Annotated in this window: 11 protein-coding genes; 5 read left to right on the top strand and 6 right to left on the bottom strand. The window is 62.4% G+C overall.

All coding sequences use genetic code 11. From position 1 onward, the window contains the following. The first annotated feature begins 299 nt into the window (after positions 1-299). Entirely contained in the window at positions 300-1,691 is a 1,392-nt protein-coding gene (locus M0954_RS27250; RefSeq protein WP_122151441.1) for an FAD-binding oxidoreductase, read from the top strand. Between the two features lie 70 nt (positions 1,692-1,761). Here M0954_RS27250 and lplT read toward each other — a convergent pair whose 3' ends face one another. Continuing rightward, positions 1,762-3,060, bottom strand: a complete 1,299-nt coding sequence (gene lplT, locus M0954_RS27245; protein ID WP_123387780.1) for a lysophospholipid transporter LplT — start codon at positions 3,058-3,060, stop codon at positions 1,762-1,764. Between the two features lie 207 nt (positions 3,061-3,267). Continuing rightward, on the bottom strand, positions 3,268-4,071 hold the full coding sequence (locus tag M0954_RS27240) for an inositol monophosphatase family protein (RefSeq protein WP_122151439.1): 804 nt from the start codon (positions 4,069-4,071) through the stop codon (positions 3,268-3,270). A gap of 327 nt (positions 4,072-4,398) precedes the next feature. On the opposite strand from M0954_RS27240, the gene M0954_RS27235 reads away from it, so the two are divergent. Together M0954_RS27235 and cysE are read left to right on the top strand one after the other, a co-directional pair. After that, the gene (locus tag M0954_RS27235) at positions 4,399-5,289 is read left to right on the top strand and encodes an RNA methyltransferase (RefSeq protein ID WP_123387972.1); all 891 of its coding nucleotides are present in this window, start codon (positions 4,399-4,401) and stop codon (positions 5,287-5,289) included. Positions 5,290-5,513: 224 nt separating this feature from the next. Then, positions 5,514-6,323 (top strand): serine O-acetyltransferase, encoded by an 810-nt coding sequence (cysE, locus tag M0954_RS27230; RefSeq protein WP_297356587.1) that lies wholly within the window; start codon positions 5,514-5,516, stop codon positions 6,321-6,323. 32 nt (positions 6,324-6,355) lie between these two features. On the opposite strand, the gene M0954_RS27225 is transcribed toward cysE, so the two are convergent. From M0954_RS27225 to M0954_RS27210, 4 genes are all read right to left on the bottom strand, one after another. After that, the gene (locus tag M0954_RS27225) at positions 6,356-7,153 is read right to left on the bottom strand and encodes a UDP-2,3-diacylglucosamine diphosphatase (protein ID WP_297356585.1); all 798 of its coding nucleotides are present in this window, start codon (positions 7,151-7,153) and stop codon (positions 6,356-6,358) included. Positions 7,154-7,279: 126 nt separating this feature from the next. Continuing rightward, entirely contained in the window at positions 7,280-7,774 is a 495-nt protein-coding gene (locus M0954_RS27220; protein WP_122151436.1) for a peptidylprolyl isomerase, read from the bottom strand. A gap of 166 nt (positions 7,775-7,940) precedes the next feature. Continuing rightward, the gene (locus M0954_RS27215; protein WP_122151435.1) at positions 7,941-8,522 is read right to left on the bottom strand and encodes a peptidylprolyl isomerase; all 582 of its coding nucleotides are present in this window, start codon (positions 8,520-8,522) and stop codon (positions 7,941-7,943) included. A gap of 52 nt (positions 8,523-8,574) precedes the next feature. After that, positions 8,575-9,303, bottom strand: coding sequence for a tetratricopeptide repeat protein (locus tag M0954_RS27210; RefSeq protein WP_123387778.1), 729 nt, complete (start codon positions 9,301-9,303; stop codon positions 8,575-8,577). 254 nt (positions 9,304-9,557) lie between these two features. Between M0954_RS27210 and cysS the strand changes: the two genes are divergently transcribed. Together cysS and M0954_RS27200 are read left to right on the top strand one after the other, a co-directional pair. Continuing rightward, the gene (gene cysS / locus M0954_RS27205) at positions 9,558-10,955 is read left to right on the top strand and encodes a cysteine--tRNA ligase (RefSeq protein ID WP_122155343.1); all 1,398 of its coding nucleotides are present in this window, start codon (positions 9,558-9,560) and stop codon (positions 10,953-10,955) included. A 47-nt stretch (positions 10,956-11,002) separates the two neighbouring features. Further along, positions 11,003-12,028: a DNA-3-methyladenine glycosylase gene (locus M0954_RS27200; RefSeq protein ID WP_122155342.1), complete on the top strand. Its 1,026-nt coding sequence runs from the start codon at positions 11,003-11,005 to the stop codon at positions 12,026-12,028. Positions 12,029-12,149: the final 121 nt, after the last annotated feature.

Here is a 12,149-nt window from a genome sequence, read left to right as displayed (position 1 = left end):
TTGAAGACGCTGTTTCATGACGGCACGCCGCCGGTAGAAGCACCGCGTCACGCGTGACGCACGCGCGACCGATTAGCGAGCAGTTACATCACGATGCCCAACCACTCAAGAATGAATTGGATCTGAGCGTAGCGATGCATCCTGCCGTGAAGAAGAAACCCTCCGCATAGATTGGCTGCACGGACTCATCGATGTTGACGAGTCTTGTCGGCACCCCCTGGATGAAGGCAAGACCTTCAGGATTTTGACTCTCCCTTACCTGTTGCCTTAAGTATCGTCCGCGTTCCAGGAGGTGTCTCATGGTCAATCTGTCCAGCAATGCAATCGAAGAGTTGAAAGTTGCGACGAGAGGGCAAGTGCTGCTGCCTGCCGATCCCGGTTTCGACGAAGCGCGCCGTATATGGAATGCAATGATCGACCGCCGCCCGGCAGTCATCGTGCGTTGCGTGGGAGTGGCCGATGTTCGCCGTGCAGTGGCCTTTGCTCGCGATAACGACCTGCCGCTGGCTGTGCGCGGCGGCGCGCATAACATCGCAGGCAGTGCGGTCTGTGACGACGGGCTGATGATCGACCTGTCGCCGATGAAATCAGTACGGGTCGACCCGGCTGCGCGTCGCGCTTATGTCGAACCGGGCGCCACGCTCGCCGATTTCGACCATGAAGCGCAGGCTTTCGGGCTGGCGACACCGCTCGGAATCAATTCGACGACCGGCGTGTCGGGCCTGACGCTCGGCGGCGGCTTCGGTTGGCTCAGCCGCCAATACGGGATGACGGTCGACAATCTCGTCTCGGCGGATGTCGTCACGGCGGACGGGGAACTGGTTCGTGCCGCCGCTGATGCGCATGAGGATCTGTTCTGGGCGATTCGCGGCGGCGGAGGCAATTTCGGCGTCGTCACGATGTTCGAATTCCGGCTGCATCCAGTCGGGCCGGAGGTGTTCGGCGGGCTCGTCGTATTGCCGTTGGAACAGGCAAAAGAGGCGCTCAAGAAATATCGCGCAGCATTCGACGATATGCCGGATGAACTCTCTGTATGGGCCGTCCTGCGCCTCGCGCCGCCGCTGCCGTTTCTGCCGCAGGATGTCCACGGCAAACCGATCATCGCTTTTGCGAGCTGCTACAACGGCGCAGTTGCTGATGGGCCGGGCGCGCTCGACGCGGTGCGCCGCTTCGGCACCCCGTACGGAGAACATCTCGGCCCGATGCCGTATGCGATGTGGCAACAGGCATTCGATCCGCTGCTGACGCCCGGCGCGCGCAACTACTGGAAATCGCACAATCTGGCCGAGTTGCCGGACGGACTGCTGGACGTGCTGATTGACGCCATCGGCAAGCTGCCGTCGCCGCAATGCGAAATCTTCTTCGGTCAGATCGGGGCTCAAACAACCCGTGTTCCGGTCGAGGCCACTGCCTATCCGAACCGCGACGCGAAATATGTCATGAATGTGCATGGACGCTGGAGCGACGCAAGCGACGATGAGCGATGCATCGCATGGGCGCGCGGGTTCTTCGAGGCGGCTGCGCCTTTCGCATTGGGCAGCGTGTACGTCAACTTCCTGACGCAGGACGAGACCGACCGTATCGGTGCGGCCTATGGTCCGAACTACGACCGTCTCGTCGCGGTGAAGACCCGGTACGACCCGCACAACCTGTTCCGTTACAACCAGAACATCCAGCCTTCTGTGTCATAACGGGCATCCGGTGCGCGCCAGTCGTCGAGATATTCATCCGGCAGCCGGGGTGCGCATTTTGTGCGAGCCGCTATTCTCCGACCAGCGCCCGCATATCGACCTTGCGCGCATTCGCCGTACTGCGGCGCTTGGCCATCCACATCATGAACGTAATGAAGGTGCCGAACACGACAATGATCCACGGCACCGGCAGTTTCGCCGTGAGCAGAATCGCGTACAAACCGAGCATCAACAGCACTGCCAGATTCTGGTTGAAATTCTGCACGGCAATGGAATGACCTGCGGAGAGCAGCGTCGCGCCACGATGCTGCAGCAGCGCATTCATCGGCACGATGAAGAAACCCGACAGCGCGCCGAGCAGGATCATCAACGGATAAGCGAGCACGATGTAAATCGGCGCAACAAAGGGACCGACGCGAATGCCCATGCCCGGCGGAAACAGCCCCTTGCTATAGAACGCCATGCCAATTGCGACGGCGCCGGTAATGATGCCGATCGGCAGCACCTTTAGCGAACTGCGCAGCGGCACGAGCGTCGCTGCCGCGGCGGCGCCCACTGCAATACCGAGCCCCGTAATGCCCTGCATGACAGCCGCTTTCGACAGCGACAGCCCAAGGTTTACATCCGCCCACTTCAACACCAGCAACTGCAGCGTGACCGCGCCACCCCACATCAGCGTAGTGACCCACAGGGCGATCTGCGCGAGCTTGTCGGCCCACAGTACGTTGAAGCAATGCGCGAAATCGCCCACCAGTTTCTTCGGCTCCTTGAGGCGATTCGGATAGCGCGCGCCGGTATCCGGGATACCCACATTGATCGCAGCCGCGATCACATAGGTCACCATCACCGCCAGCATGGCCAGATCGGCCGCGGAATGAATCAGTGGCAGCCGCGCATGCGATACGAAGTTGGAGGCGTAGGTGCTGATTAGCGCGCCGCCCAGCATCGTCCCGACGATCGTCGACAGCACGGTGGCGGATTCCAGCCACGCGTTTGCCGGGATCAGCCGGTCGGGGGGCAGCAATTCAGTCAGGATGCCGTATTTTGCAGGAGAGTAGGCCGCCGCCCCGAAGCCGACCACGCCGTACGCAATCATCGGATGCACGCCGGCAATCATCAGCAGGCAGCCGCTTGCCTTCAGCGCGTTCGAGACGAACATCACATGGCGTTTTTGCAGCGCGTCCGCAAACGCGCCGACGAACGGCGCCAGCAACACGTACGAGACCGTGAAGAAGATCTGCAGCAGCGGCGTGACCCATGCGGCCGAGCGGATGACCGAGAGCAGCGCGATCGCCGCGATCAGCAGCGCGTTGTCGGCGAGCGACGACACGAACTGCGCCGCGATGATCGTATAGAAGCCTTTTTTCATGGAGCAGTTCGGGATGCTGCGCGAGGGTCGTGCGTCAAAAGCACGCCGGCACGACGAAAACGATACCGGAGCGGCCTGTCGCTTTGTAGCATGAAGCGGCGCCACATGCAGGCCGCGGCGCCAACGAATGCTGGCCGGACATCGGGGCAGCATCAATAAAAAAGCGGCCGAAGCCGCTTTGCGCGCGTTGCTACGCGTGTTACAGCCTTATGCCGCTTGCTGCTTCGTGCGGCTGTAGCGCGACAGGATCGGCACCATCTGGGCGTACAGCTTCGGATTGCCCGCGACGATTTCGCCGATATGCAGGAACTCCGAATCGCCCGTGTAGTTGCCCACCAAACCGCCCGCCTCGGTGATCAGCAGGCTGCCGGCAGCCATGTCCCACGCATGCAGTCCTTGTTCGAAGAAGCCGTCGAGGCGGCCCGCGGCGACGTTCGCCAGATCGAGCGCAGCCGCGCCCGGGCGGCGCAGGCCGGCGCAGGCTTCGGTCATTTCCTTGAACAGACGCCCGTAAGACTCGAGACCGTCGGTTTCGCGGAACGGGAAGCCGGTGCCGATCAGGCCGTCGGCGAGGCGGTCGCGGCGGCTCACGCGGATGCGGCGGTCGTTCAGGAACGCGCCGCGGCCGCGCGAAGCGGTGAACAGGTCGTTGCGGTTCGGATCGTAGACAACGGCCTGGGTGACGATGCCCTTATGCGCGAGAGCGATCGACACGCAGTAGTACTGGAAGCCGTGGATGAAGTTCGTGGTGCCGTCGAGCGGGTCGATGATCCACTGGTATTCGGACTCGTTGTCCGATTTGCCGGATTCTTCGGCGAGGATGGCGTGATCGGGGTAGGCGGTCTTCAGCGTATCGATGATCGCCGCTTCCGATGCCTTGTCGACCTCCGTGACGAAATCGTTGTGCTGTTTCTTGCTGACCTGGACCAGGTCGAGATCGAGCGACGCCCGGTTGATGATCTGCGCGGCGCGGCGCGCGGCCTTGACGGCGATGTTGAGCATGGGATGCATGAGCCTGGATCCTTGTGCCGGGGCAGTGCGGCTGCTTACCGGTAATGAGCTGTAAATGAGCTGAAACTACGCAGCTGAAACAACGCGGAACGACCGCTTGGCAGGCGTTCCGTCGACGGAGACGAATTGAATAAGAACGAGGCGCTCGTACAAAGACGGCGCGAATAGCCGTGATTTTACCCGACTCCGGGGTTCTCCGGCAGCGCAGCATCCGATCCAGGTAGGTCTAGCGGGCCGGTTGGCGCTACCATAGGGGCCTTTAGCTCCCTATTTTTTATCGTGGCCGATCCCCGCAACCCGTCTTCGTCTTCTCCTACGTCGTCCGGGATTTGCGCGCCGGACAGCGCTGCGCCTGTGCGCGGCGGTTTTACGTCGACGCGTTTCGTGCTCGTCGAGCCCAGTCATCCCGGCAATGTCGGCGCTGCGGCGCGTGCGCTGAAAACCATGGGGTTCTCGCGGCTCGTGCTGGTCGCGCCGCGCGTGCCCCATGTGCAGTCCGATCCCGAAGCGATCGCCATGGCGAGCGGCGCGGACGATGTGCTGGCCGGCGCTCATGTCGTGCCGACGCTGGCGGATGCGCTCAATGGCGTGCAATGGTCGGTGGCGCTGACGGCGCGCTCGCGCGAATATGGGCCGCCGCAGCTTGCGCCGCGCGCGGCCGCGGCGCAGGCGCGCGAGCATGCCGTGCACGGCGATATCGCGCTGGTGTTCGGCAATGAGCGCACGGGGCTGTCGAACGAAGACGTCGAGCGCTGCAGTGCGCTCGCGCATATTCCGGCCAATCCGGCGTATAGCTCGCTCAATCTGGCGCAGGCCGTGCAGGTGCTGGCGTATGAGTTGCGCACTGCGTATCTCGGTGCGGGCGGTGCAGGTAGTGCGGCCGGTCTGGGTGGCGTTCCTGGCGCTGTTGCGGGTGTCGGCAGTAGTGACCGCATTAACGTCGGCAACGGTGTTGGCGCGAGCGACGAAGACCAGGCGCAGGTTGCCGCGCATGGCTCGCTCGCTCCCAGCGACGAAATCGAAGGCATGTTTGCGCACCTCGAAAGTGCACTGGTGGCGCTCGAGTTTCTCGACCCGGATAATCCCAGGAAGCTGATGTCGCGCCTGCGACGTCTTTTTGCGCGCTCGGGGCTCGAGCGTGAAGAGGTGAATATTGTGCGCGGCATCGCGAAGCTCATCCTGCTGAAGGTGAAGCATCCGGACGACGGCGCGTCCTGAGGACGGCGCGCGCCTATCCGATGGCGCGTCCTGAGCGCGTGCGCCAACCCCTCGGCACGCACGACGACCTTGCCGGTAACGGGGGCATCCGTCAGGTTTGACGCAATCGCCCCTACAATTCCCCAAAACGTTCTAAGCAAAGCTGCCGGTCTGCTAACGGCGGTGCTCCGTCGTGCGCCGCCTGGCGGCACCCGGCCCCACGTCCCCACGAAAGCGTCACTGCCATGTTCACGAGACTTCGCGAAGACATCGCTACGATCCGCGAGCGCGATCCCGCCGCCCGCAGCGCCTGGGAAGTGCTCACGTGTTATCCCGGTCTGCATGCGCTCGTGCTGCATCGGCTCGCGCATGCCTGCTGGCGGGCACAGCGCCGTTGGCTGGCGCGTTTCGTGTCGCAGATGGCGCGCTTTCTGACGGGTATCGAAATCCATCCGGGCGCGACGGTTGGCCGCCGGGTGTTTATCGATCACGGCATGGGCGTCGTGGTCGGCGAAACGGCGGAGATCGGCGACGACTGCACGATCTATCAGGGCGTGACGCTGGGTGGCACCTCGCTCACGCGGGGCGCCAAACGGCATCCGACGCTCGAACGCGGTGTGATCGTCGGCGCGGGCGCCAAGATACTCGGTGGCTTCACGATTGGCGCAGAGGCGAAGATCGGTTCGAATGCGGTAGTCGTCAAGCCGGTGCCGACGGGCGGCACGGCAGTGGGCAATCCGGCACGGGTGATCATGCCTGCCGCGCCTGCGCACGAGGCTGCTGGCCGTGATTGCGATAAGAAGGCGGCGGCGCGCAACGCATTCTGTGCCTACGGCATTACGCCGAACGCGGACGATCCGGTTTCGCTCGCTATCCACGGTTTGATCGATCACGCGGCGACGCAGTCACAACGTATCGACGAAATTGTCTCAGCGCTGGAGCGGCTCGGCACCCGTCTCGAAGCGCTACAGGGCGCAGACGCGGCATTGCTCGATCTGCGGCGTTTGTCCGCGGCGATCGCGGGGCGGGTGGATCGGGTAGCGGCTGAGAGTTAGTCCAGTGTTCTATCCGGCGGCTTGTGCAGCGCCTAGTCCAGGGGTAGGGCCCTGAGCCCGTCGGCATCGATTCGCAAATACCCGCCACGGCGCTCGCCGTGATCGAGGTCCCAGTCCGGCAGTACCCAGCGCGTACCGCCCGGCTCGCGATGCGTTGCCGGCCGGTGCGTGTGGCCATGCACGATGGTCGTCGTGCCCGTCTCGTTGAACAACGCAGCTACGCCTTCTTGCGTCACGTCATATTTCGGCGAGACCGGCCGCGAGCGACTTTCCTGACTCGCCGAGCGCATCCGTTTGGCCAGCGCATGACGCCATTTGAACGGCCAGGCGAGAAACAGCATTTGTGCGAAACGGCTGCGTGCGACGCGGCGAAACCGGATATAGGCGTGGTCCGCGGTGCACAGCGCGTCGCCATGTGCGAGCGTGATGCGCGCGCCGAACGCGGTGATCACGAATGGGTCTGGCAACCAGATTGCGCCGGCCGCTTTCATGAAGCGCTTGCCTAGCAGAAAGTCGCGATTGCCGTGCATGACGTAGAGGGCGACGCCGCGCTCGGACAGCGTGTGCATGAGCGCCGCCATGCGCGCGACGAATGGGTCGCTCAGCATGTCGTCACCGATCCAGTATTCGAACAGGTCGCCGAGGATGAAAACCGAATCGGCTTCTTCAGCCGTGGTGCGGATGAAGTGTTCGAATGCGGCGACCGTGCGCGGAATGTCCTCGCTCAAATGCAGGTCTGAGATGAGAAACAGCGGGCGTGCGCCATGCGGGCGTTTGCCCTCGCCTGGCCCGCCCGCGGCGACGCTTCGTAGCGGCGTTTCTTGCAGCATTGAAGGTTGCCTGATTTCAGTTGCAGTTAAATGCTTCGCGGAACTGCATGCTGCGCGCCAGCGTGTTGCCGAACCCTCGGCCGCAGCGGAACCCGCGACCGCAACCGCTGGCGCACGGCCAGTTGCTTACTCGACGATGACCGCTTTTTCGATGATCACGTCGTCCGCCGGCACATCCTGGTGGAAGCCCTTCGAACCCGTCTTCACCTTCTTGATTTTTTCGACGATGTCGAGACCGTCGACCACTTTGCCGAACACGGCATAACCCCAGCCTTGCGGCGTCGGCGACGAGTGGTTCAGGAAATCGTTGTCATTGACGTTGATGAAGAATTGCGCCGTCGCCGAATGCGGATCGTTGGTGCGCGCCATGGCGACCGAGCCGTTGACGTTCTTCAGGCCGTTGTTTGCTTCGTTGGTGATCGGCCCTTCGGTCGGCTTTTGCTTCATGCCGGGTTCGAAACCGCCACCCTGGATCATGAAGCCGTCGATCACGCGGTGGAACACCGTGTTGTCGTAGTGACCGGCCTTCACGTAGTTGAGGAAGTTCTCAACCGACTTCGGTGCCTTCTCGGCGTCCAGTTCGAGTTTGATGACGCCGTGATTCGTGTGTAGTTCGACCATGATGGGATCCTTTGAGGAACAGGAGGGTGAAAGGCGCGGCGCATCGCATGGTGGATGGGGCCGCGCCGGGGGCAGTGGTGTTGCAAGGGCGACGACGGACTGCATCGCCGGCGGGTGCGCTTGCTAGCCAGTGAGTTTGCCTGCTTGCTTCTCTTCGCCAGTCTGCTTACTTGCTGACGATCGTAGCCGATTCGATCACGATCGGCGTTTGCGGCACGTCGGACATCGGGCCGCGCGTCGTGGTCGGCGTGCCTTCGATTTTCTTCACGACGTCCAGACCGGAGGTGACCTTGCCGAACACGGCGTAGCCGTTGCCGTCCTGACCCGGATAGTCGAGCCCGGCGTTGTCCGCCGTGTTGATGAAGAATTGCGAGGTGGCCGAATCCGGGTCGCTGGTGCGCGCCATGGCGATCGTGCCGACGACATTCTTCAGGCCGTTGCGGCTTTCAAGCTGGATCGGCGCACGAGTCGGCTTTTCTGCGTAGGTCTGCGTGAAGCCGCCACCCTGGATCATGAAGCCCGGAATCACGCGATGAAAAATCGTGCCGCTGTACTGACCGGATTTCACATAGTCGAGGAAGTTCGCGACGGTCTTCGGCGCCTTCTCGGGGTACAGCTCGACGCGGATATCGCCGTCAGTGGTCTTGAAGAGCACGGACGGATGCGTCGCCGGCGTGGCGGACTGGGCAAAGGCGGGTGCGTTCGCGATCAGGGCGGCGCTACCGAGCGCCAGCATCAACCATTTCATGAAGATCCTCAGGGTGGAAAAAACGTTGGCGATGAGTGTGCGATACGTCTGGTTACTGCGATGGCGCCATATACGGCGGCATGGCGAGCGAACCATTCGAGCCGCCGAACTGGAAGCTGGGCGAGTTCGTGATGTTCGGCATGGTGGGCGTTGCGTCCTCTTGCGGTGCGGCGACCTTCTTGACCGGCTGCTCGGCGCTCTTCGGCGGCGAGACGATCTTCTGGATGTCGGCGAGCCGCTGCTTCGTCGGCCCGCTGGCCTGGCCCAGGTCCTGCGAGCGCTGGTAGGCAGAGGCGGCGAGGCGCAGGTACAGGTCGCCGAGATTCTCGTAGGCGAGCCCATAGTTGGGGTTCGCCTTGGTGGCAGTTTCGAGCGCCTCACGCGCTTCCGAATAGCGCCCATGCTTCGCGTACAGCGCCGCAAGGTTGTTATACGGCTCCGGCAATTCCGGGTAACTCTGCGTCAGCGCGAGGAAGGCGTTGATGGCTTCGTCGTCGCGATTCAGGTGAGCCAGCACCGTGGCGCGCTTGAACTGCGCCTGCGCATCGCGCGGATTCGCGGCGATGCGGGCGTCGAGCTGCGTGAGCGCGGCGTTCCAGTTTTGCTTCGCAATCAACGTGTCGATTTCCGGCGTGTTGTCGCGCACAGCAGCGCCCTGCGGGATCATAGGGGACTTCTGCGCATAGGCAGGCACGCCCGGCAGCAGCATGACGGCGAGGCCGCACAGGGCCGTGGCGGCGAGGGTCGCGGCGCTTCGCGCGCGGCCGCTGGAAGGTTTCATAGGCTCGGGTCTGGATGTTATACTCCGACCCATTCTAACAAAAGGTCTGCGCGTTCCGTTGAACCGCATACTGTCTTTCGCCACTCGTGGTCGTCCCGCCTTGATCGCAGCCTGACCGCCGCACCCGGTGCACCGGTTTGCTGCTGTATGCGCTACACCTGTTTTGTACTGAGCTTGTACCGGGCCGGTATCAGAAGCGGGCGCGGCGCGCACGAAAAACATTGCGGATTTCTTTCGACCCACGCATCGTCTCTATGGAATCACTGCGCATCTACAACACGCTCGCGCGTGACAAGCAAACTTTCGTGCCGCTGCAAGAGGGCGTCGTACGGATGTACGTCTGCGGGATGACGGTGTACGACTATTGTCACATTGGCCATGCACGCGTGATGGTCGTGTTCGATATCGCGCAACGGTGGCTGCGCACGCTCGGTTACAAGGTGACCTATGTGCGCAACATTACCGATATCGACGACAAGATCATCCGCCGTGCCGTCGAAAACGGCGAGACGATCAAGTCGCTGACCGATCGCTTCATTGCGGCACTGCATGAAGATGCGGATGCGCTCGGCATCGAGCGTCCCGATCTCGAGCCGCGCGCAACGGACTACATCCCGCAGATGCTCGACATGATCGGCAAGCTGGAAGCAAACGGCTATGCCTATCAGGCGAGCGATGGCGATGTGAATTACGCCGTGCGAAAATTTTCTGGCTACGGCAAGCTATCGGGCAAGTCGCTCGAAGATCTGCGCGCAGGCGAGCGTGTGGCGGCCAACGACGCGAAGCAGGATCCGCTCGATTTTGTCCTGTGGAAACAGGCCAAGCCGGAGGAGCCTGCGGACACGGGTTGGGACTCGAAGTACGGGCGCGGCCGTCCCGGGTGGCATATTGAATGCTCGGCGATGGGCTGCACGCTGCTCGGCGATCATTTCGATATTCATGGTGGTGGACAGGATCTGCAGTTTCCGCACCATGAGAACGAAATCGCGCAAAGCGAAGGCGCGACAGGTCAAACGTTTGTGAATTACTGGATGCACAACGGGTACGTTCAGATCGACAATGAGAAGATGTCGAAGTCGCTAGGCAACTTCTTCACGATCCGAGAAGTGCTCGCGCAGTACGATGCTGAAGTGGTGCGCTTTTTCATTGCGCGTGCGCACTACCGTTCGCCGCTGAACTATAGCGACACGCATATCGACGACGCGCGCAACGCCCTCACGCGTTTGTACACGTCGCTGAAAGACGTGAGTCCGGACGGCGCCGAGCTCGACTGGAACGAAGCGCATGCGCAACGTTTCAGGGCGGCGATGAATGACGACTTCAACACGCCGGTGGCAGTGTCGGTGCTGTTTGAGTTGGCAAGTGAGGTAAACCGCACGCGCGATACCGCGCTGGCCCGACAACTGCGCGCGCTTGCGCGCATCATCGGACTGCTGGGCCGTGAGCCGCGTGCATTCCTGCAGCAGGCTGCGGGTAGCGTGAGTGATGGCGCGCTCGAGCCCGCTGCGATCGAAGCGAAGATCGCAGCGCGCGTGGCCGCCAAGCAGGCGAAGGACTATGCGGCAGCAGACCGGATTCGGGCCGAATTGCTCGAGTCTGGCGTTGCACTTGAAGACAAACCCGGCGGGTTGACCGAGTGGCGGCGCGTGTGAGCGCACCTCGTACTTCCCTTTGATCGACTCGCCAGGCAGGAGGCAGGATGGCAACGGCCACGAAGACGCCGTCTAAACGGGCTGCGTCTAAAACAGGCGCGGCAGCTGCAGTGAAATCGACTCGCGCGCGTAACGGCAGCGCGGTGCAAGCGGCGCCCGCCGCGGCGAAGGTTGCCGCCAAGGCAGGTGGCGTGGCAAAGAACACACCGGTGAAGCGCGCGCTCAACGGCGCGTCAGCGCATGCACCGAAGCTTGCGAGAGGCGCGAAAGCATCGCGCGCAACACGCGTGAAAAGTCATACTGGCAATGGTGCCGTGCCGGCCGAACTCACCGATGACGTACAGGAACTCGCGCGCGACACGCTGCATGAAGGTGAAGTCGTGCGCAAAACGCGTGCATTGGACGACGCGGAAGTCGCCGTGCCGGTGCAGGTCGGCGGTCTCACGCCGGAAGTCACACGCCCCGACTACTGGGACAAGGCGTGTGCGGATCTGGTCAAGCGCGACCGTATTCTCAAGAAACTGATTCCGAAATTCGGCCCAGTGCATCTGCTGAGCCGGGGCGATCCGTTTGTTACGCTCGCGCGCTCGGTGGTGGGGCAGCAGATTTCCGTGGCCTCTGCGCAGGCGGCGTGGCATCGCGTTGAAGGCGCGTGTCCGAAGCTCGTGCCGCAACAGTTCGTCAAGCTGGGGCAAGACAAGCTGATGGCGTGCGGTCTGTCGAAGCGCAAGACGGAATACATTCTCGATCTCGCCGAGCACTTCGTCTCGGGCGCCTTGCACGTGGGCAAGTGGACCACGATGGAAGACGAGGCGGTGATCGCCGAACTCACGCAGATCCGCGGCATCGGCCGCTGGACCGCGGAGATGTTCCTGATCTTCAATCTGTCGCGCCCGGACGTCCTGCCTTTGGACGATCTCGGCCTGATCCGCGCGATCAGCCTCAATTACTTCAGCGGCGAGCCCGTCACGCGCAGCGAGGCGCGCGAGGTAGCTGCGAATTGGGAGCCGTGGCGCACAGTCGCGACCTGGTATATGTGGCGTAGTCTTGATCCATTGCCGGTCGACTATTAATCTGCCACAACCTGATGTGATGTCACGTGATGTGAGGCTACCCAAGACTATCGATTTCTCAGATTCGATAGTTTTGAGGTGGTTTTGACAGCGGCGGTCGCGGTTAGAATACGCGCTGCCT

The organism is Paraburkholderia sp., from assembly GCF_026225065.1.
In the GTDB taxonomy this organism is placed as follows: domain Bacteria; phylum Pseudomonadota; class Gammaproteobacteria; order Burkholderiales; family Burkholderiaceae; genus Paraburkholderia.
Note: the sequence above shows the minus strand (reverse complement) of the source record. Positions and strands in the feature narration are given on the sequence as shown.

Excerpts from the sequence above, each read along its gene's own strand:
- M0954_RS27250 (WP_122151441.1), top strand. The coding sequence starts at position 300 with ATGGTCAATCTGTCCAGCAATGCAATCGAAGAGTTGAAAGTTGCGACG.
- lplT (WP_123387780.1), bottom strand. The coding sequence starts at position 3,060 with ATGAAAAAAGGCTTCTATACGATCATCGCGGCGCAGTTCGTGTCGTCG.
- M0954_RS27240 (WP_122151439.1), bottom strand. The coding sequence starts at position 4,071 with ATGCATCCCATGCTCAACATCGCCGTCAAGGCCGCGCGCCGCGCCGCG.
- cysE (WP_297356587.1), top strand. The coding sequence starts at position 5,514 with ATGTTCACGAGACTTCGCGAAGACATCGCTACGATCCGCGAGCGCGAT.
- M0954_RS27225 (WP_297356585.1), bottom strand. The coding sequence starts at position 7,153 with ATGCTGCAAGAAACGCCGCTACGAAGCGTCGCCGCGGGCGGGCCAGGC.
- M0954_RS27220 (WP_122151436.1), bottom strand. The coding sequence starts at position 7,774 with ATGGTCGAACTACACACGAATCACGGCGTCATCAAACTCGAACTGGAC.
- M0954_RS27215 (WP_122151435.1), bottom strand. The coding sequence starts at position 8,522 with ATGAAATGGTTGATGCTGGCGCTCGGTAGCGCCGCCCTGATCGCGAAC.
- M0954_RS27210 (WP_123387778.1), bottom strand. The coding sequence starts at position 9,303 with ATGAAACCTTCCAGCGGCCGCGCGCGAAGCGCCGCGACCCTCGCCGCC.
- cysS (WP_122155343.1), top strand. The coding sequence starts at position 9,558 with ATGGAATCACTGCGCATCTACAACACGCTCGCGCGTGACAAGCAAACT.
- M0954_RS27200 (WP_122155342.1), top strand. The coding sequence starts at position 11,003 with ATGGCAACGGCCACGAAGACGCCGTCTAAACGGGCTGCGTCTAAAACA.